Origin of the sequence: Flavobacterium sp. (assembly GCF_013822155.1) — a bacterium.
In the GTDB taxonomy this organism is placed as follows: domain Bacteria; phylum Bacteroidota; class Bacteroidia; order Flavobacteriales; family Flavobacteriaceae; genus Flavobacterium.
Window position 1 is genome coordinate 1 of sequence record NZ_PNJW01000020.1, and the last position, 20,927, is coordinate 20,927.

Consider the following 20,927-nt stretch of genomic DNA (forward strand, 5'->3'; position numbering starts at 1 on the left):
AGTCATTCGGATCTAATGTCCCAATTATTGTTGCTGTATTTTCTGTTAAATCAAATAAATTTACACATTCGGTTAAATCTATCGGGCTATCCGTTTCATCTTCAAAATATTCAATAAGAATAGCATCTTCTATAGGACAACCGGCACCAAAAGGAAAAGCGACAACACTAAAAACGCCAGGCTCCGTTACCAAATAGGTTGAGCCTGTTGCACCAGCTATAGCAACACCATCTAAATACCATTGATGTGGCACAGAATTGCCTAAACCAGTATCTAATAAAAGTGTTTCTCCAGCACACAAAGCACTGTCGCCTCCCACTAAATAATCACTTCCTAAATCAATTGGATTTACATTAAAACTATTTGCTTGTAGAAAAACCGCAGAATCCCAAGCATTGTCACTGACATTTGAAATAGCTAGTTTAATGTGATATAATTGGCCACATTGTACTGTAGCCGAAGCCGTTAAAACAGTAGTAAAACCATCATACTGTATTGATGTACCACCACAGTTATTAACATAATAAATGGGTTGCTTGGATTAGCCCCAGGAGGCACAAAAGGACATCCTGGATTTCCTGGATTTCCTGCATTTACATTATTAATTGATACTGTACTGTTGCCAGTTGTAGTAGTAGGTATGAGAGCAACATTAGCAGCACCACCAGTAAATGGCCCTGCTATACCCGGACCACTTAAGAAAAAACCAAAAACATCATTAAAAGCAGAATCAACATATTCGGGGTATTCTTCAGAGGCAAAAACAAAATTAAAACTCAATTGATTACCGGTTGGCACAAAGTCAAACTCTAAAACTGCTTTGTTTCTAATGGGTCCGTTAGCTAACGCCAATAAATCTGGATCTCCAAGCGGAAAACCTGTTGAAGGAAAATCAGTTGGATCAGTAGCATTATTCTCATTATTTGGTCCTACGGCTACTGTAGCTTTACCAGTTGCTAAAATAAGTCCTTCGGCAATTCCTAGATTTGTGGGTGTAATTCCCGTTGTAAAAAAACCTACTTGATCTCTAACGACATTTGCATCAGCGGCAGTTCCATTATAGGTAATATTGGAAACCACAACACCTTGTCCCAACAAAACATTTTGCACTAATTGAGCAGGCGTTTGTGTTACATTATTGATAAATAATTGAGCATTGGAATAGTAGGGAAGTATAAGAAATACGGCGAAAAGTAGTAGTTTTTTCATATAAAAAAAGCAAGTCTTTCATGTTTTAAACAAACAATAAAACACTTGATAAAGTTTTGTTAATATAAATTTAATCTCCAAATATAACTATTTGCCAAAAATAAGTTTGTTAAATTTGCACAAAAAAGGTCAAATGACAAAATTATCGATAAAAGAAACTCAAAATCCAACCATTCTAAAATTTGAATTTCCGGATTTTATTACAAAAAGTCAAAGTTTTGAATATAAAAACATTGACGAAGCTAAAAACAGTCCGTTAGCACAACAATTATTTTATCTACCTTTTGTAAAAACAGTTTTTATTTCAGGAAACTTCATTGCCATTGAACGATACAATATAGTTCAATGGGAAGATGTTAAAGAGGCTGTAGCAGAACAAATTGAAACTTATGTTCAAAATGGAGGTGTTATCCTAAATTTTTCAGAAAGCGAAATAAAAAAACAACCTATTACGATTTATGCAGAAAGCACTCCAAATCCGGCTGTTCTTAAATTTGTTGCCAATAAACTTTTAACTACTAAAACCGCCGAATTCAAAAATATTGATGATACAATTGCCTCTCCCTTAGCCAAAGAACTCTTCAAGTTTCCGTATGTGAAAGAACTTTTTATGGATGAAAACTACATTTCCGTCACAAAATACACCAGTGTGGAATGGCAGGAAATTTCAAATGAAATTCGTTCCTTCATTAAAGAATATATTGAAAACGGCAATGAAATTATCAATGAAAGTTTATTGGTTTCTATTCCAAAAAATGAAAAACAGCAAATTGCTAATTTTGATACCTTAGATACTACATCTCAACAAATTATCAATATTTTAGAAGAATACGTGAAACCGGCTGTTCAAGCCGATGGCGGAAATATATTGTTCGACTCCTATGATGAAGTTGAAAAAAGAGTGAAAGTTGTTTTACAAGGGGCTTGTAGTGGCTGTCCTTCTTCTACTTTTACCTTGAAAAACGGCATTGAAAACATGTTAAAAGATATGTTGAATGATGAAGCTATAAAAGTAGAAGCTATTAACGCTTAACAAACCTTTTAAAAGCAAAAATCCTTGAGTAATCAAGGATTTTTGCTTTATTTTTTGCTTTTCACATGAATGGTAAACTCTTTGAAAAGTTCCAGTAAATTCATGGTTGCTTTTATCAAATCGTTTGTTTCTAATAACAATCCAAAATATAATTTACTGTTTTTTGGACTAGTTTCTACCGTTCTGATTCGTGTGATTTGTTTTTGAATTAATTCCGAGACATTATTTAAAATTTGATTTTTCTCTTTTAAAACCTCATCTAATTTATCAAAACTTTGGTCTTTAAAAATTGTTTCTATAGTATCAAATAATTTTTGCAATTCAACATCAATACTCTTCAAATCTCTAATTTGATTGAATTTCAGTTGTTTGTGATTATTGTTAATATGTGAATAACTATTTTGAGTAATAAAAGCCAACGACTGAATCATATCTTGCAGATAACCCAAAATCATTACATAAAACTTACTAGCTTCTACGGATGTTTCATCTAAATTTTTAATGAAGTAGTAAACATTACTTTTCAATTCATCAACCTCTTTTTCAAGTTTTTTTAATGCTTTTTTGTTTTCCTTAAGTTTAGCTAAATCTTGTAGACCTAAATTATCGAGAACATCTGTATAAACTTTATTTGTTGTAAATATTACTCTAGATATTTGTTGAGAACTTTCGTTTATAATTTCTTTAATAGTAACAATATCTTCCTTTTTTAATTTTTTAATATCATCTTCCTCTTTCATTTTTCTTTTGTGAATTTGATTACTTCTGTAAAAGAAAATAGCTACTACAATCATAAAAGCGAAAAAAGCATAGACTTCTCCAATAAATAAAACATAAGCAATAATGGCAGAAGATAAAAAAGCCACGATAGCTGTTACAAACCAACCTCCTATGACGTTAAAAACTCCTGCAACCCTATAAACTGCACTTTCTCTATCCCATGCTCTGTCAGCAAAGGAAGATCCCATTGCAACCATAAAAGTTACATAGGTTGTAGAAAGAGGTAATTTCAACGAAGTCCCAATTGAAATTAAAACTGAAGCAACTACTAAATTAACTGAAGCACGCACCATGTCAAACATGGGTTGTTTGTCTCTTTTTCCTTTTACTTCTAATTGAATAAATTGTGCGTCTAATTTTGCTTGAAGTGATTTTGGTAATATAAAACTGATTACATTACCTACGTAAAGCATACCTCTAACAATATTTCTTGATAGATTATTGGCATTATATTTTTCCGTTCCTTCCCCTTGACGGGAAAGATTTTGTTCAGTTTCAATAACTGTTCTTGCCTTTTTAGAAGTCCATAAAGTATAAACCATAACAGCACCGGCCATGGCTAAAAATATAAAAGGAGCCGGTAAATTTTCTTCTTCTAAACCAGACATCATGAACTCGGTAGCTCCTAAATTTTGACCAGGAGCAACATAAATTTCATAAGCTTGATAGGCGGCAATGGGCACACCTATGAAATTAACTAAATCATTACCTGCGAAAGCTAAAGCCAATCCAAAAGTTCCTACTATAATTATAAATTTGAAAATATTATACTTGATAACACTCATCAAGAATTGACAGACAATAGTCCAAAAAACGAAAGAATAACCAATAATTATAAATGGACTATCTTTAATAAAATCTTTCACTGATGAAGGGACAAAGGTTACAGATTTTAACCCTTTTACAAGTATAAAAAAAGTAATGGCCGTCATGGCAATACCGCCAAAAATTGCTCCTACATATTTATACCTTTTATCAATATGAAAAGTAAAAATTAACCTCGACACATATTGAACTATTGTACCTAACCCAAATGACAAAAGAACAGATAACAAAATACTATAAACAATTTCTGATGCTTTTTTAGTATTAATATATGCTCCCAAATTATCCATATTCCCATCAATCACATATACTTTATAAATTGCCAAAACAACAGATGCCCCTAACAATGAAAATATTACGGAAACTGTTGTTGAAGTGGGCAAACCAAGTGAATTAAAAACATCCAGCAACAAAACATCTGTAATCATTACAGCTAAAAAAATGATAATGACATCATTAAAACTAAACATGCTAGGCGTAAAAATTCCATTTCTGGCAATTTCCATCATCCCATTAGAATACAAAGCTCCAACTGCTACACCAATACTTGCAACAATCATGATTGTTTTAAAAGAAACAGCCTTAGAACCGATTGCGGAATTTAAAAAATTAACAGCATCGTTACTCACACCTACCATTAAGTCTGTAATAGCAAGTATTCCAAGAGCCAAAAGCATTATAACATATATCTGATCCATCAGTATAATTTTTTGCAAAATTCCGTTAACTATTTCAATCAAATGTTAAGCTAATGTTATCAATTTTAGACAATTTCTTTGAAAAATTAATTAAAAAAGGTACCTTTAAATACTAAATTATAAAACATGGCCATCTTAAAAGTAATTGAAGTTCTTTCCAGTTCCGAAATCAGTTGGGAAGAAGCAACACAGAAAGCAGTTGCTCAAGCATCAAAATCGTTAAAAAACATTCGCTCAGTTTATGTTCAGGAGCAAAGTGCTCTAGTTGATGACGGACAAATCACAGAATTTCGTGTGAATGTAAAACTCACTTTTGAAATTGAGTAATGAATTAAAATTGTATTTTTAAGCGTTCTCAAAAGGAACGCTTTTTATTTTTTCAACTATGCAAAACGAACTCACGCAAGAAACCAGTCCCTATTTATTACAACACGCCAACAATCCGGTTCATTGGAAAGCATGGAATTCGAAAACATTGGCAACTGCGAAAGAAAAAAAGAAACTTATTTTAGTTAGCATTGGTTATTCGGCTTGTCATTGGTGTCATGTAATGGAACATGAAAGTTTTGAAAATGAAGAAGTTGCCGAAGTGATGAATCAACATTTTATTAACATTAAAGTTGATCGTGAAGAACGCCCGGATGTGGATGCTATTTATATGAAAGCGGTTCAATTAATGACCGGACGTGGAGGATGGCCGCTCAATGTTGTTTGCCTTCCGGATGGAAAACCTGTTTGGGGAGGCACTTATTTCAGAAAAAATGATTGGATAAATACCTTGGAACAATTACAGGAACTTTTTCAAAACCAACCCGAAAAAATGTTGGAATATGCCAATAAATTGCATGAAGGAATTGAATCACTTGGTTTATCAAAAAATGAAAAGGGAGAAATTAATGTCACCGTTTTAGAATCCTTTTTGTCTAAATGGGAAAAAAGTTTTGATTGGGAATATGGAGGTTATGCTAAGGCTCCAAAATTTATGATGCCCACAAATTATCACTTTTTATTGCACTATGGATTCCTGACAAAAAACGAAAAATTGATTGATTATGTAAATCTGACCTTAACGAAAATGGCCTTTGGTGGAATATTCGATGCCGTTGACGGTGGTTTTTCCCGATATTCTGTTGATAACAAATGGCATGTTCCTCATTTTGAAAAAATGACCTATGACAATGGGCAACTTTTGTCACTGTATTCAAATGCTTACAAACTTACCAAAAACGACTTATTTAAAGAGATTATTGAAAAAACGACTTCGTTTGTTGAAAAAGAATGGTTTACTAATTTGGGAGGATTTTATTCTGCATTAGATGCTGATAGTAACAACTGGGAAAATCAGTTAGAAGAGGGAGCTTTTTATGTTTGGACAACAGAAGAATTAAAAAGCCTGATAAATGATGATTATGAATTATTCTGTTTGGTTTTCAACATCAATGATTTTGGACATTGGGAACATGGAAACTACGTTTTGATTCAAAAAGAAAGTTTAGCCGTAATTTCTGAAGAGCAAAATATTTCTCTTGACGAACTCAAACTAAAAAAGAAAAACTGGGAAAAAACACTCTATCACTATCGAGAAAAAAGACCAAAACCACGATTAGATGACAAATGCCTTACTTCTTGGAATGCAATCATGTTGAAAGGATTTGTAGAAAGTTTCAAGGCATTAGAAAATGAAAACTATTTAAAAATTGCTAAAAAAAATGCTCATTTTATTCTAGAAAAACTTTGGTCTAGTGATGGAAATTTGTTTCATTCCTATAAAAATGAAAAAGCTACAATCAATGGTTTTTTGGAAGATTATGCATTTGTAATTGATGCTTTTATTGCTTTATATGAAGCTACATTTGATGAAACTTGGCTTGAACATGCTAAAAACTTAACCAACTATTGTTTGGATCATTTTTATGACGAAACCAAACAACTTTTCCGATTTACTTCTGATTTGGACGAGGCTTTGATTATTGCTCATTTTGAAACGGAAGATAATGTGATTCCGGCCTCTAACTCCGTAATGGCTGAAAATTTATTCAAATTGAGTGTGTATTTTGAAAATTCATATTATGAAAAAGTCGCCCGTTTAATGCTTGAACAAGTTTTACCATCAATTGATTACCCTTCCGCTTTTTCAAATTGGCTATCCGTATTATTGCGTTTTTCAGATTACCAAAAAGAATTGGCAATTTGTGGGGAAAATATATCAGCATACCGATTGCTATTAAACCGAAGTTATTTACCACATGTTCTCCTTTCCGGATGTGAAAACAACGCTACTTTACCTTTTTTAAAAAATCGATTTATTGAAAACAAAACCCTTTTTTATCTTTGTCAAAACAAAACATGTTTGGCTCCCACTACCAACTTTGAAGAAGTTTACAAAGATTTAAAGAACTAATTTTAAAAAAGTTAGCAAAATTTAGTAGATTTGGCATTCACTAAAAAATTATAACCATGGGATTAGGAAGTTTTTTTAAAAATTTATTTGGTTCAGCCAAAGAATCGGCATCAGAAGCAGTTGACAAAGCTGAAGTTGTAATCGATCAAGCGAAAGAAAAAGCAACAGAATACGCCTCAAAAGCGGAAGAATATGTAGAAAAAGCGGTAGAAAGTGCAAAAGAATCTTATCCTGAAGTAAAGGAAAAGGTTGAACAATTTGCAGAAAAAGCAAAAGACACGGTTACAGAATATGCTGAAAAAGTTGGTGATACCGTTGAAAATGTTGTAGATGATGTGAGAGAAAAAGTGCATGCATTTACTGCTCCAGCTGTTGAAAAAACAGAAGAAACCGTATCAAATTTCACCGAAAAAGTAGAAGAAAAAGCGGAAGAAGTGACTGAAGATATAGAAGAAAAAGTAGAAGAAATAAAAAAAGCAGCAGATGAAAATGCTGACTAAATTTTAGGTTTTTTTTAAAACAAAAACAGACCTTAAAATCTTATCTTGCAACTCTCAAACGAATTAATTGTTTGAGAGTTTTTTTTATGGAATTGATAACGCTAAACACTGATTTTATTACCCGTTATTGGGATTATTTTACAACAGTATTAATTGAATATTCCCCTCGATTAATTTCTGCGGCTATTATTTTTGTGGTAGGGTGGACTGTGATTAAATTGATTAAAAAATTAATCATGCGTATTATGGTCAAAAGAGAAATGGAACCAACCCTTTCAAAATTTCTGGCGGATATTTTGATTTGGACTCTTAAAATTTTACTCTTTGTAACTGTAATATCCCGCTTAGGCGTTGAAAATTCTTCCTTTGTCGCCATTATTGGTGCTGCCGGTTTAGCTGTTGGACTTTCCTTGCAAGGTTCGCTATCAAATTTTGCCGGAGGTGTTTTAATTATCATGTTCAAACCTTTTAAGGTTGGCGATTTTATAGAAGCACAAGGCGTTATGGGAACCGTAAAACAAATTCAGATTTTCGTGACGCAATTATCAACAGTTGATAATCAAGTCATTTTTGTGCCAAATGGTGTTTTGTCTAACGGAACAATTATTAATTATACATATGCTACCACGAGAAGAGCCGATTTAACAGTTGCAATCAGTTATGGTTCCAATATAAAACGAGCAAAAGAAATTGCCATGGAAGTGATGGAAAAACATCCAATGGTTTTAAAAGACCCTGCTCCTATTGTATTGGTTAAAGATTTAGCAGAAAGTTCAATTAATTTAGCGGTGAGACCTTGGTCTGAATTGCCGGATTTTTTTGAAATGCGTTCAGATGTATTAGAACAAATTAAAAATGAATTTGATGCGAATGGTATCACTATTCCTTTTCCGCAAAGGGATATTCACATTAAACAGTCTTAACTTTTTTGAGTTAGCATAAAATCCTTCAAATAAAAAGGTTCAAAATAGGCAACATCCACGAAGTTATTTTGTTTAAATAATCTATAACTTAATGTAGCCATTTCTTTGGCAGAGGGAAAAATATGGTTTTCCAGAAAAACAAATTTCTCATGTGTTAAAACGGTTTTGGCTTTGGCAGTACAATCACCAATAACATAAATTGGTCCATTATTAATTGAAAAAGAATCTTCTTCTAAAATTTCAGCTTTTGTTTCACGGATTTTAAGGTAGTTTTTATCAAAAATCGCTGAAAAAACTTCCATCCGTCTGGCATCAATCATAGGAATGATAATACCTTCTTCAACTATTACCTGATTTGCCAAAATTTGCATTGTATCAACAGCAATTAAGGGAATATCTAAAGCGTAACAAAGTCCTTTTGCCGATGAAACACCAATACGTAAACCCGTATAAGAACCTGGTCCTTGGCTAACAGCTATGGCATTTATATCCTTAAAACCGAGTTCTGCTTCCTTAAGCAATTCTTCCAAAAACACGTGTAATTTTTCAGCATGAGAATAGCCAATTTCAGCTATTTCTTTACTAAGAATAACTTTTCCCTCACTGGCTAAGGCTACTGAGCAGTTTTTTGTAGAAGTTTCAATATTGAGTATATAGGCCATACTTTGGTTTTATTGATGCAAAAATAAGACATAAAAAAAGGAAACTAAATAAAGCTTCCTTTTAAATTTATTCTAAAATATTATTTTTTCTTTTTGTTCAATTTTTCCTTTTCTTTTGCTTTTTCCTCTTCCGTTTTCACAAAAACTGTATCTCCTGAATTAATATCTTTTGTTACGGTAGTATAAGGCCCTATAATTACTACATCTCCTTTTTTCAATCCTTCTATAACTTCAATATTAGAATCATCTTGAATACCTGTTTTAATGATTCTGATTTTAGCTTTATCCCCCACTTTAACAAAGACACATTCTAATTTTTTATCCACTTTTTTAACGACTTCCCCATCATCTTTATCTTTTTCATCCGGTTTAGCTTCTACTTTATTTGTGCTTAGCGTATCCGATTTCATCACAACAGCACTTATGGGAACGGCTACCACATTTTCTTTTCTTTTGGTAATAATATCAACCGTTGCAGTCATACCTGGACGAAAAGGAGAATAATTTACAGGTTTTCCTTCAATTAAATCCAAGTAAGATTCTTTTAATATTCTAACTTTTACTTTAAAGTTTGTAACCTGATCTGCAGTTACAGCTGTACTGGCAGAATTCGAAATGCTGGTCACAACACCTTTAAATTCTTTCTTTAAATACGCATCTACTTCAATGTTTGTAGAATCACCAATGTTTATTTTGACAATATCATTTTCATTCACATCTACTTCCACTTCCATATTATTGAGGTTGGCCACTCTTAATATTTCTGTTCCGGTCATTTGTTGAGTTCCCAAAACGCGTTCACCTAATTCGACTGATAACAAAGAAATTGTTCCGTCTGAAGGTGAATATATTGTTGTTCTCCCTAGATTGTCTTTAGCTTCCGTAACCGTAGCAGAAGCACTTTGAACACCGAAATAGGCGGCCTGTTTAGCCGCTTGAGCACCTTCATAAACAGCAACTATTTTGTCCCACTCCGATTTAGAAATGATTCCTTTTTCAAATAATGATTTATTTCGGTTGTAATTTGCTTGAGCTTCTTTTAATGAAGCTTCTGCTTGATTTAATCCGGCTTTTGTGTTAGAAAGTCCGGCAACCGAACGATTTAAACTTGAGGTATATAAATCCGGGTTTATTCTAACTAATAATTGTCCTTTTTTCACCATTTGTCCTTCAACAATAGGCAAATCAATGATTTCTCCCGAAACTTCAGACGATATTTTTATCTCTGTTTCCGGTTGAATTTTACCGGTTGCTGAAACTGTTTCAACAATAGTCATTTCTGTAACTGTGGCAATTTCTACTTCCTTGCCAATATTTTTATTTCCTAAAATACCAAGTTTAGACAGGACAATTAAGCTTACAATGATTACAACAGCAATTCCTAAAAAAATATATACTTTTTTCTTTGACATAAGTTAAGGTTTTTGAATGATTGGAATTCCAAAATAAAATTCTAAAATTTTGGTTTTAAAAATATAATCGTATTTGGTTCGTAATACTTCTGATTGAGCGTTGACTAATAACGTTTGAGATTGATTATAATCAAAGGCATTCATTAATCCAACCTCAAATCGTTCTTTGGCAGAAATAAAAGCTTCTTGTCTAGCTTCTAAAGTTACGAGTGATGCTTCATACGAATTCAGTGCTCCTTTTGCATCCGTAAACGCCGTATACACATTTCTTTGCAAGTTTAACTCTTCTTGTTCGTAGGCAATTTTGCCGCGTTCAACGGCAACTTTTGATTTTTCAACATTCGTTTTAGTTACAAATCCATTTAAAATTGGAATAGTTAACTGGACGCCTATACTTTGTCCTTTATTCAAATCGAACTGTTCAAAAATTGGAAGTGGCCCTCCAGAAATGGAAGTAAAATTAGGTTGAACAACGACTTGATTAGTAGCTTCAACAACACCAATTGGAACAGTTGGCACAAGTGGATTTACTTCATACCCAATTACCCTATCCGAATTGGCAGATCTTGTGTTGAAATTATAAAAACCTTGCAAACGAGGCTGATAACTTCCTTTTATTATTGACAAATCTTTTTCCGCAATTTCGAGGTTATTTCTAGCAATTTTTAATTCTACTCTACTTTCCTTGGCTTTTTCATAAATGGCTAAAGGAGTTTGTAACAACAATGAATTCTCTGAAGCATCATATTCCTGGTCTACTACATCAAAGGAAGCAAAATCATCCAATTGAAGTAATTGGGCTAAGCTTAACTTTGAAATCAATAAAGTGTTTTCAGCAGCAATCACCCGCTGTTCGTCTGCAGCAACAGTAGCTTTCATGTCTAACAAATCAACTCTAGGAATTATTCCTGCTTCAAGTAATTGAGCAGACCGTTCCATTTGTTTTACATCATTAGACAACTTGTCATTTTGAACTTTTAAATTTTCTTTATTAAATAATATTTGTAAAAAAGCATTGGCTACGTTTAAAGAAATGTCTTCCTGCATTTTAGTTAGCTGGTATTGACTTGCCACTTTTGACAAATTGGCTCTTCGCAATTTTTTTTGATTTTGAAGACCATTATAAATATCAACACCCATTTGCAAGCCGGCTGATGTATATTGAATTGTTTGATTTTCTAACAATCCTGTTGTAATATTTTGGTTTAAGCCGATGTTCCAAGAATGGGAAGTGCTTGCATTGATTGTAGGTAAAAAATTTCCAATAGCTCCTGTTTTATCAATGTCAGCAATTTCACCATCTAAAGCAGTGTTTTTAATTGTAATATTATGTTCTAATGCATAGTATATACATTCCTCTAAAGTCCATTTTTTTGTTTGAGAATGAGCGGAAATTCCGAACAATAGTCCCCAAAAACAAATCATTATTGTCAATCTTGAATTTTTCATTAGAGCCTCTTGAAGATTAGTTTGCTTGGTGATACAAATTTAATGCTTTTGAATTTTATACCGATAGGACGCTAAAACTAATTTTGTGTTACAACAAAATGAAAAAATCTTAAAATAAAGTACATTTACGGTCTAAAATGAATTTTTTGAAAATGAAATATTTGATTTTCCCGCTTGTACTAATCCTGATTGTAGTAGTATTTTCTGCTTGTTCTACCGCTAAAAAATTAGAAATCATTAAACCGGAACCTGATAATGCCGCTCCTTTGGTTTATGAAACAACCACTTCTTTTTTAAAACTCCCTGTATCTATTAAGTTAAAAGATATTGAAAATCAAACCAATAAGCTTTTAAATGAGATGATTTACAATGACAGCATCATGAATGATGACGACATTATTATGAAAGTTTGGAAACAAGCACCTATAAAAATAGAGAGTGAAAAAGAGGGCAATATCACTAAAATTAAAACCACTTTACCCTTAAAAATAAATGCTACTTATCGCTATGGATTTGATAAAATGGGCATCAAATTATATGACACCAAAGAATTTAACTTGAATGGTATTGTCACTCTTCTTAGTGAAGTTGATTTAACTAATTGGCAACTCAAAACCAATACTAAAATTAAATCGTTAGATTGGACAGAAAGTCCGACAGTTACTATCGCCGGAAAAAATATTCCAATTACCTATTTAATCAATCCAACCATTCGAATTTTTAAATCAAAAATTGAAAAGGGCATTGATGATTCAATAAAAGAGTCTTTGAATTTCAAACCTCAAGTTTTAGAAGCTCTGGACAAAATTGCCACTCCTTTTGAAATGAGTGAAGAATATGCAAGTTGGCTCAGAATTGTGCCTATTGAATTATATGTAACTGATGCTATTTTGAAAAAAGATGCTATTGCAATGGATATGGGATTGAAATGTTCCATGGAAACTATTATTGGGAAAAAACCGGAAAAAAAATTCGACAAAAGTAAAATAGTATTGAAACCCGTAGCAAAAATGCCTGATCAAATTACAGCAAACCTAATTGCAGTTTCCACCTATGAAGATGCTTCCAGAATTATGACTAAAAATTTCCAAGGACAGGAATTTGGTGATGGAAAGCGAAAAGTTAAAGTGACCAATGTAAATCTATGGCACAAAAATGGTAAAATGATTGTTGCGTTGGATATTCTTGGCAGTATAAACGGAACCATTTATTTATCAGGATTTCCTCAATATAACGAAGAAACAAAAGAAATCTATTTTGACAAATTAGACTATATTCTAGATACTAAAAGTGTTTTGGTACGTTCCGCCAATTGGTTAGCTCAAGGATATGTGTTACGGAAAATTCAGGAGAGTTGTCGCTATTCCATTAAACCCAACTTAGAGGAGGGCAAACAGAATGTGATGCAATACCTCACTAACTATTCCCCTATGAAAGGTGTTTTTGTAAATGGTACTTTAGCTGATTTTGAATTTCAAAAAATTGAACTTACAAACAAAGCTATCTTAGCATTTATTAAAACCAGTGGTCAGGTTGATGTAAAAATTGATGGAGTAGAGTAAAAATTTATAATGCTTCGCTTTCTGTTTTCTTTTTAAATTTCATGCGATAAACTACATAAAAAACAATGGCAACCATGATATAAGGAAAAGCCATCAGATAGACAATTCCATTGTTAATGGCTTCGGCTTTGTTACCGCCTTCTTCACTTTCAAGAGCGGCTCGGCACATGGCACATTGAGCAGATGCTGAAAACTCAACTAAAAACAGTAAAATCGTGATGTAATATTTTGATGTTTTAATAAGCATAATACGGAGCTATCATCAAATAAACAATAACTCCGGTCACTGCAACATACATCCAAATTGGGAAAGTTATTTTTGCAATTTTTTTATGTTTATCAAAACGTTCCGCCAAAGCCTTTACATACGTTATTAACACTAACGGTATAACAGCAATTGATAGAATAATATGAGAAATTAAAATAAAAAAATAGATATATCGAATAAAACCAACTCCACCATAAACGGCACTATCAGAAGTCATGTGATAGGCAACATACATTACTAAAAAAACAACCGAACAAGCAATTGCAGCTTGCATAAAATTTTGATGTGCTTTTTTATTTCCATTTTTAATAGAATAAACCCCAAGAATCAACAACATGGCTGTCACGCCATTGATTACGGCATATATTGGAGGCAAAAAGGTCAATGGCTCCACATTTATTCCATAATCTTTAAGTTTAATACCAAATAAAATAGCCACTACAACCGGTATGGCTATTGATACAATTATAATCAGTTTATTGAACTTATTTTCAATTGTGTTTGGTTGATCAGAATTTAATTGTTTTTCCATATTATTTCTCGTCTAAAAGCACTTTAATATCTTGTTGTAAAGCTTGAACACCCGTTTCTTCTAATCCATCATAATATACAATTGGATTACCAAATTTATCTTTACGGCATCTGATATTCCCTTTTTTATCAATTAAGGCAAATAACCCGGAATGTTCGAATCCACCATCAATGTCTTTATTTTCCCCGGCATATATATTAAATCCTTTGTTGGCCAAGTCAAAAATATATTTTTTATCCCCTGTTAGAAAATTCCAATTTGGGTTTTTTACCCCTAAATGTTCTGCATGTTTTTTTAAAACTTCAGAGGTATCATTTTCAGGATTGATAGTAACGGAAACAATTCCAAAATCAGTTCTTCCTTCAAAATGATTTTGAATTTTAACCATATTCTGATTCATAATTGGACAAATCGTTGGGCAAGTAGAAAAGAAAAACTCAACCAAATATACTTTCCCTATATAATTATCATTGGTAATTGTTTCTCCATTTTGATTTGTCAAAGAAAATTTTGGAGCCGGCCCAATTTTCATTATCAAATCTTCCGAAGTTTCACTTTGACCGGACGTATTTAACCTGTCAATTTTGGTAACATCATTATTTTTAATTCTATCGATAATTTTAGGAATGAAAATAATTCCGAAAACTAAAATGATAAAAGAAATTCCGATATATGATTTATTTTTCATTTTTATTATTTAATTCTTTCTGCACTGTTTTTCTTGAGAGCCAAGCGATATTCAGCTAAGATTATTTTGATGTCATCGCCCATTTCATTGTGTAAATCAGCTGCCGAAATTGAATTATAACCTTCTTTATATTCCGCTTCACCTTTTTTATTTTTCCCTTTTCTTCCTCTTAAATTACGTTTTTTATCCACAATAAAAACATTGGGAGTTCTCAGATTCTTATCCAATTGTCCTATTAAATTGAGTTTATTATAATAGGATTGAATTTCTTCCGGTTTAGCAAAAACATAATGCCATTTTGATAAGTCTGATATGGATGCTAATTGTTCTTTTAATGTTTCCGTTTGAGATTCTGTTCCAATTGGTGCAATCATAACCAATTGAAAGTCTTTGAACTCACGAACTTTATTATATATTTTTTGATTTAAATTAAATGCATCTCCTTTATTATAGAGAATTTCTGTACCCGGAAAAGCAATTACTGTAATTTTTTCATTCAATGAAAGTTGTTCCCCTTTAGTTGTCTTCCAATTCCCTAAATCAGGTATATTCGCAGTAACCGTAGGCAATTTGGCAAAATTATTAACTCCGGAAGCAAAAAAAAGATAAGCTACAATCGGTAAAATAAATAAAACAAAAAGTACTATATTCTTTTTCATTGCAGTTGCATTTTTTTGCTTTACAAAAATAAAAAAAGGTACGCAATGCGTACCTTAAAATTGAATAAATATCATGTTAAAAATTCCACTTGATGGTGGAAGTTCTATAAACTTCATAAATATAGTCTGCTTCCGTCAAAAACAAGACTGCGATATATAATGCAAGAAATACAAACGTCCAAACTACGGCTCTTTTTAAAGATGTTCTTTCGTCACGCATGTGCATAAAATCCCAAGTAATGTAATAAGCTTTTACAATCGTTAAAAACAAGAATATTAAATTTAATGGAATTAAAAAGATGAATGGAGATAAAAATATGTTTGCTAATGTTGCTCCTAATCCTCCTTCAAACGGAGACATAAATGGAGTCATTAAAAAAGAAGGTTTATAAATCCCTAAAACAACCTCAACAGCTGTTACGATAGAAAGGAAAACCAATACACCCCAAATCTTTTGTTCGTTTGATTTGAATTTTAAAGCTCCTCTGAAAATTGCTAAATTATGTGCGTGTGCCATTTTAATACTTTTTTAAAAAATTATACTAAGTAGAAGAAGGTAAATACAAATACCCAAACTAAATCCACAAAGTGCCAATATAACCCAACTTTTTCAACCATTTCATAATTTTTTCTTTTCTCATAAGTTCCTAAAATTACATTTAAGAAAATAATAAAATTAATCACAACTCCTGAAAATACGTGGAAACCATGGAAACCGGTGATAAAAAAGAAAAAGTTTGCAAATTGCTTATTTCCATATTCATTTCTAATCAAATTAGCTCCTTCAATAACATAAGTAGCACTATTTAATCGGGCTAACGATTCTTCTCTAGTTAAAATCGTTTTATGTTTTTCTTTATTTAAATCGGGATGAACACCTTTTTTATCATTTTTGTCATGATAAGTTACTTGAGTTCTAACCAAAATATTTGGATTAGCTTTAAAGCCTTCCACTACTTCATTCACAGAATAGGTAGGTAAACTTGATTCATCTTTTGAAAACCAAATTCCATTTTTACGTTCATGTTGAACACGATCTTCCGGAAGTGTCAACGCAAAATCGGCAATTTTGATTCGTTTTCCGTCTTTATCAACAAATTGTATAACGCTACCCCCTTTTGTTTCAATTGCACCATACTCACCTTTGATAAAGTTTTTCCATTCCCAGGCTTGAGAGCCAACGAATATTAAACCCCCCAATACGGTTAAAAACATGTAAAAAGCAACCTTTGATTTTTGCATATGATGACCCGCATCTACTGCTAATACCATTGTTACAGATGAAAAAATCAATACAAAAGTCATCAAAGCTACATAAAGCATCGGCAAATCTTGTCCGTGTAAAAACGGAAAGTGATTAAACACTTCATCGGCAATTGGCCAGCTATCAATAAATTTAAATCTTGAAAAACCATAAGCTGCAAGAAATCCTGTAAAGGTCAAGGCATCTGATAAAATGAAAAACCACATCATCAATTTACCATAACTGGCTTTCATTGGCTCATTGCCACCATTCCAGATTTTTTCTTCAGTTGTCGTAACTGTCGCTCCCATATATAGTTATTAGTTAAAAAGTTCCCAAATTTACATTTTTTTTCTATTCGTAAAAATAGAAAAATAAAAACAACAATATCCATAAGATATCAAGAAAATGCCAAAACATTGCACCTAGCTCAATTCCAAGGGTTTGAGTCGAATTGTATTTTTGTTTAAAATGATTATAAATTATAATTAAAAGTGCAATCAGCCCTCCAAAAAGGTGTGCTAAGTGAAGAATTACAACAATGTAAAGAAATGAAGTCGTAATATTACTCTCACTACCGGTAAAAAAATAACCGTTTTGAATGATTTGATTGAATCCTAAAAATTGGAATACTACAAATAAAATACCTAATCCTAAAGTGGATAAAAGCCAAACTGTAGTTACACTTCTGTTATTTGCCTTAATTGATTTTCCGGCTAAATGAAAAGTAATGCTACTCAAAATGATGACTAATGTACTAATGATAAAAGCAGCAGGCATTTCAAAATCTTTTAACCAATCTTTTCTACTTGAGCTTACTACATAGGCACTAGTTAAACCGGCGAACATCATAACCATACTAATCATTGCAAACCACAACAACAATTTATAGGATTGTCCTTTTCGTTCTAGGTGTTCCTGACTTGTCATTTCCATAATTATCTTAAAAATTTATCCGCAATATAAACTAGTTGAAGAAGGGTAATATAACTTACGCTTACCAACATTAATTTTCGGGCAGCTTTACTGTCTCTTTTTTTATATAACTCAAAAGCGTAATACAACATCCAAATTCCCAGCAAAAATACAATAATTGCTGAAATTGGAGACAAATATAATCGACTTCCTACTATGCCTATATAAGGAAAAATTGCGGGTAATAAAGATGCAATAATCAACCAAATGGTATATAAAATAGTTTGCAAGGCTGTCCCTTTATCTTTTTTACCGGTTGGCAACATAAAAAACCCCGCTTTTTTATAATCATCAAACAAAAACCAGCCAATTGCCCAAAAATGTGGAAATTGCCAAAAAAACTGAATTAAAAATAATGTTCCTGCTTCTAAGCTGAACTCATCTGTAGCGGCAACCCAGCCCAACATAAACGGTATTGCTCCCGGTATTGCTCCCACAAAAACTGAAAGTGGCGTAACGGTTTTTAAAGGGGTATAAATACTTGTATATAAAAAAATGGAAACCGCTCCAAACATGGCCGTTTTCGGGTTGATATTATATAGAATAATTAAGCCAAGTAAAGTAAGAGCAGAAGCAATTATAAATCCGGTATTGACTGAAATTCTACCTGCTGCGATAGGTCTGTTTTTTGTTCTATCCATCAATTTATCCAAATCTTTTTCGATGATTTGATTGAATGCATTGGAAGCTCCAACCATACAATATCCTCCAACAGCCAGCATAAACAAAGTTATCCAACTGAAAGATGAAATGTCCAGTATTCCAAGAAAATATCCGGCAATAGATGAAAAAACAACACTGATAGATAAACCAGCTTTAGTGATTTCTTTAAAATCAATATAAAGCGATTTGGCAGTAAAAGAATTTTGAATTGTATTCAATGCGGTTTTCTTAATTTTAAAAACTGCGTCAAAGATACAAATTAGAAACTTTAAATAGAATCTAACAATTTATAAAATAGATGTTAAAAATTAACTTGAAAATTTCTATTTAATAATCAAAATAAAAATTAAATAAATCAGCTCTTACTCCTACAGAAAACCAAGTGGTCGTTTCTTTAAAAGTTGTCAAGGTATTTTGAGTTGGGTCAAAATTTCTGTAGATTAAGCTGCCGAAAAGTTTTAAATTATTTGTCGGATTAATCAAATAGCCGGCTTGAAAATCGGCGATAAAAATGGTTGTCTCATTCCCTTGACCCACTTTTACATCAGTATCAAAAGGACGGCTGTCGTTATAACTTTTATAAATATTTCCTCCGTAATTGTTATCATCTTCAGGGGTGTCAAAATCTAATCCTCTCACGCCGTAAGTCAGTTTTAAATCACCAAACCATCTGCCTTGATGATATCTTGCAATTGCTAATAATTCTTTCGCATTTCCACCCCATTGGTGGCCTAAACTCTGATTATTATGACCATAATTAGTAATTGGTGTGCTATGAGAATACACATAAGGTCGAATATGGTTGTATTCGATTTGGAAAAGTAAATTATCCACCTTAAACGCGTTAAAATATTTTACTCCTATTTGATATCCAAATTTATTTCTCCAACTTTGATTTGCTGCTTTTACATCACTTACAGAAAATTCATCAATCAGGAATTGACCGTAAAGATTGATATGGTTATTCCACTTATATTTTGATGCAATCCCCAACAAAGCATTTCCTGTTTTGGAAGATGAATTAAATTCAACAGAACGATAAAAAATAATTGGATTGACAAAACTAAAATCAAAGCCACGTCCATTTGTATCTGTCCAAACAACTGATTCAAAAAAACTTATATTCAAACGATTGGAAACATTCCAACTCAAATAATGATTGGCCATGTATTTAGAGGCATAAGTTCCGTCTACGGTGGCCTCTGGAGTAACATCTTTCAACCACATATATGTATTGGTATATTTAATTTTCCAAAATTTGGTATTAATTTTAAAATAGGGATATGGGCTGGCTCCATCGCTTGTAAAAAGTGATCGGTAACCGTCACCAATAAAATTTCGTCCATATCCTAATTGGAAATCAAAAAACTTACTTGGTGTATAGGTAATATTTGCATCTGCTAAAGGAAAATCATAGGAATCTGTTTTAAACTCTTTAGCAATTCCAATACCGGGAATAATGGCCGGATTTCCTCCGGAAGGCTTAATACTTTCTGCATAATTATTATAGTAATCTGCGAAACGCCCCTGACTTTCGTATATCGATGTTGTAAAATTCACTTCTTTTCCAATTCCTCCCTGGATTTGAATCCCTCTGGTATTTTGATAGGTATAATCCGAAACACTTGGGTTACTTTTCCCTACTCTTAAATCCCAAATTGGATTTAATGTAAACCAATAGTTATCCCCTTGTATTTCAAGAATGTATTCATTCCATAATTTTCTACCCCACCAACCTGTTTTATTCTTCATCAATTTTTGATTCGCTTGTGCCAAATCATAATATTGATTCACTTCTGCATATGTTAATGGTTTTGATGCCGTGTGATTATTGGCTCCCAATTGATTCATCTCTTTATCAAACTGGGCATAAAAACTATGTGAAAAAGGAATGTTTAAATTGCTCTTAAACTGAGGATTTTCAAACTTTGAGTAGCGAATACTGTCTAATTCATTTAGTTGTTTGCTTTTTTCGTCAACAACAACAGTGTTTAAATTTTCATTGTTTTCTGAGAGAATATTTGAAATTGAATTAGCATCTTTTAAAGGAATTGAAATTTTAATAGAATACCTTGCATAGGTTGGGTTGCCACCATAGGTTGGCGGTGCAATTTGAGGCATTTCATTGAAAACCCGCTTGCATTCATCATTTAATTCAGTGAAAGGGGCATTTGCATATTGCAATATAAATTTCCCTTGATTATTTACTTCAAACAAGACAAAAAAACTGCCTTTATAATCCTTTTCTAAAATTTTATCAGGAACTTTGAATTTAGAAAAAATATTTTGTTGCACTTCAGCATAAAAACAATTTTCTAATTCTTTATTAAATTTACCTTCACAAGTTGGAAAAACAGGAAACTGCTCTGTGCTTTTGACCTGTGACCAAAGGGAAACAGAAAATAGAACTAAGGCGAAATACGTACTATATTTTTTCATTTAAAT

The 20,927-nt window shown here is 32.3% G+C and carries 21 protein-coding genes and 1 pseudogene; 6 read left to right on the forward strand and 16 right to left on the reverse strand.

The features are described 5' to 3' along the window. From C0512_RS06835 to C0512_RS06840, 3 genes and pseudogenes are all read right to left on the reverse strand, one after another. The coding region (locus tag C0512_RS06835; RefSeq protein ID WP_290859974.1) for a hypothetical protein at nucleotides 1-319 on the reverse strand (319 nt) is incomplete at its 3' end. Nucleotides 320-415: 96 nt separating this feature from the next. Then, nucleotides 416-496 (reverse strand): annotated as a pseudogene (locus C0512_RS16015) (choice-of-anchor L domain-containing protein); the annotation flags it as partial. Next, a complete protein-coding gene (locus C0512_RS06840) occupies nucleotides 466-1,209 on the reverse strand; it encodes a choice-of-anchor L domain-containing protein (RefSeq protein ID WP_290859976.1) in 744 nt (247 codons plus the stop codon). The gene C0512_RS06840 and the pseudogene C0512_RS16015, both read right to left, overlap by 31 nt. 133 nt (nucleotides 1,210-1,342) lie before the next feature. Here C0512_RS06840 and C0512_RS06845 point away from each other — a divergent pair, with 133 nt between their 5' ends. Next, nucleotides 1,343-2,242, forward strand: coding sequence for a NifU family protein (locus C0512_RS06845; RefSeq protein ID WP_290859978.1), 900 nt, complete (start codon nucleotides 1,343-1,345; stop codon nucleotides 2,240-2,242). Nucleotides 2,243-2,289: 47 nt separating this feature from the next. Here the strand turns inward: C0512_RS06845 and C0512_RS06850 are convergent, their stop codons facing one another. Beyond that, entirely contained in the window at nucleotides 2,290-4,545 is a 2,256-nt protein-coding gene (locus C0512_RS06850) for an inorganic phosphate transporter (protein WP_290859979.1), read from the reverse strand. Nucleotides 4,546-4,671: 126 nt separating this feature from the next. On the opposite strand from C0512_RS06850, the gene C0512_RS06855 reads away from it, so the two are divergent. The 4 genes from C0512_RS06855 (at nucleotide 4,672) to C0512_RS06870 (ending at nucleotide 8,369) form a co-directional block, all read left to right on the forward strand. Beyond that, nucleotides 4,672-4,872 carry a dodecin family protein gene (locus tag C0512_RS06855; protein WP_290859981.1) on the forward strand — a complete coding sequence of 67 codons (201 nt, stop codon included), beginning with the start codon at nucleotides 4,672-4,674 and terminating at the stop codon, nucleotides 4,870-4,872. A gap of 58 nt (nucleotides 4,873-4,930) precedes the next feature. Next, nucleotides 4,931-6,946, forward strand: a complete 2,016-nt coding sequence (locus C0512_RS06860) for a thioredoxin domain-containing protein (RefSeq protein WP_290859983.1) — start codon at nucleotides 4,931-4,933, stop codon at nucleotides 6,944-6,946. Between the two features lie 56 nt (nucleotides 6,947-7,002). Continuing rightward, a complete protein-coding gene (locus C0512_RS06865; protein ID WP_290859984.1) occupies nucleotides 7,003-7,446 on the forward strand; it encodes a YtxH domain-containing protein in 444 nt (147 codons plus the stop codon). A 71-nt stretch (nucleotides 7,447-7,517) separates the two neighbouring features. Beyond that, complete coding sequence (locus C0512_RS06870) at nucleotides 7,518-8,369, forward strand: mechanosensitive ion channel domain-containing protein (RefSeq protein ID WP_290859986.1); 852 nt, start codon at nucleotides 7,518-7,520, stop codon at nucleotides 8,367-8,369. On the opposite strand, the gene tsaB is transcribed toward C0512_RS06870, so the two are convergent. The 3 genes from tsaB to C0512_RS06885 form a co-directional block, all read right to left on the reverse strand. Then, nucleotides 8,366-9,031, reverse strand: a complete 666-nt coding sequence (gene tsaB / locus C0512_RS06875; protein WP_290859988.1) for a tRNA (adenosine(37)-N6)-threonylcarbamoyltransferase complex dimerization subunit type 1 TsaB — start codon at nucleotides 9,029-9,031, stop codon at nucleotides 8,366-8,368. The two genes, C0512_RS06870 and tsaB, sit on opposite strands and share 4 nt — an antisense overlap. 80 nt (nucleotides 9,032-9,111) lie before the next feature. Continuing rightward, nucleotides 9,112-10,443, reverse strand: coding sequence for an efflux RND transporter periplasmic adaptor subunit (locus C0512_RS06880; protein WP_290859989.1), 1,332 nt, complete (start codon nucleotides 10,441-10,443; stop codon nucleotides 9,112-9,114). Between the two features lie 3 nt (nucleotides 10,444-10,446). Further along, nucleotides 10,447-11,892, reverse strand: a complete 1,446-nt coding sequence (locus tag C0512_RS06885; RefSeq protein ID WP_290859991.1) for a TolC family protein — start codon at nucleotides 11,890-11,892, stop codon at nucleotides 10,447-10,449. A 152-nt stretch (nucleotides 11,893-12,044) separates the two neighbouring features. Between C0512_RS06885 and C0512_RS06890 the strand changes: the two genes are divergently transcribed. After that, on the forward strand, nucleotides 12,045-13,454 hold the full coding sequence (locus tag C0512_RS06890) for a DUF4403 family protein (protein WP_290859993.1): 1,410 nt from the start codon (nucleotides 12,045-12,047) through the stop codon (nucleotides 13,452-13,454). Nucleotides 13,455-13,458: 4 nt separating this feature from the next. On the opposite strand, the gene C0512_RS06895 is transcribed toward C0512_RS06890, so the two are convergent. The 9 genes from C0512_RS06895 to C0512_RS06935 form a co-directional block, all read right to left on the reverse strand. Then, nucleotides 13,459-13,701 carry a hypothetical protein gene (locus tag C0512_RS06895; protein ID WP_290859995.1) on the reverse strand — a complete coding sequence of 81 codons (243 nt, stop codon included), beginning with the start codon at nucleotides 13,699-13,701 and terminating at the stop codon, nucleotides 13,459-13,461. Beyond that, nucleotides 13,691-14,254, reverse strand: a complete 564-nt coding sequence (locus tag C0512_RS06900) for a DUF420 domain-containing protein (RefSeq protein WP_290859997.1) — start codon at nucleotides 14,252-14,254, stop codon at nucleotides 13,691-13,693. The genes C0512_RS06895 and C0512_RS06900 overlap by 11 nt, the downstream gene beginning before the upstream one ends. A 1-nt stretch (nucleotide 14,255) precedes the next feature. Beyond that, a complete protein-coding gene (locus C0512_RS06905; RefSeq protein ID WP_290859998.1) occupies nucleotides 14,256-14,942 on the reverse strand; it encodes an SCO family protein in 687 nt (228 codons plus the stop codon). 5 nt (nucleotides 14,943-14,947) lie between these two features. Then, nucleotides 14,948-15,601: a hypothetical protein gene (locus C0512_RS06910; protein WP_290860000.1), complete on the reverse strand. Its 654-nt coding sequence runs from the start codon at nucleotides 15,599-15,601 to the stop codon at nucleotides 14,948-14,950. Nucleotides 15,602-15,677: 76 nt separating this feature from the next. After that, nucleotides 15,678-16,118, reverse strand: a complete 441-nt coding sequence (locus C0512_RS06915; RefSeq protein WP_290860002.1) for a cytochrome C oxidase subunit IV family protein — start codon at nucleotides 16,116-16,118, stop codon at nucleotides 15,678-15,680. 20 nt (nucleotides 16,119-16,138) lie between these two features. Then, the gene (locus C0512_RS06920) at nucleotides 16,139-17,155 is read right to left on the reverse strand and encodes a cytochrome c oxidase subunit 3 (protein WP_290860003.1); all 1,017 of its coding nucleotides are present in this window, start codon (nucleotides 17,153-17,155) and stop codon (nucleotides 16,139-16,141) included. Between the two features lie 43 nt (nucleotides 17,156-17,198). Beyond that, nucleotides 17,199-17,780, reverse strand: a complete 582-nt coding sequence (locus C0512_RS06925) for a cytochrome c oxidase subunit 3 (protein ID WP_290860005.1) — start codon at nucleotides 17,778-17,780, stop codon at nucleotides 17,199-17,201. 2 nt (nucleotides 17,781-17,782) lie between these two features. Continuing rightward, nucleotides 17,783-18,700, reverse strand: a complete 918-nt coding sequence (gene cyoE, locus C0512_RS06930; protein ID WP_290860007.1) for a heme o synthase — start codon at nucleotides 18,698-18,700, stop codon at nucleotides 17,783-17,785. 109 nt (nucleotides 18,701-18,809) lie between these two features. Next, nucleotides 18,810-20,921: a gliding motility protein RemB gene (locus tag C0512_RS06935; RefSeq protein ID WP_290860009.1), complete on the reverse strand. Its 2,112-nt coding sequence runs from the start codon at nucleotides 20,919-20,921 to the stop codon at nucleotides 18,810-18,812. Between the last annotated feature and the right edge of the window lie 6 nt (nucleotides 20,922-20,927).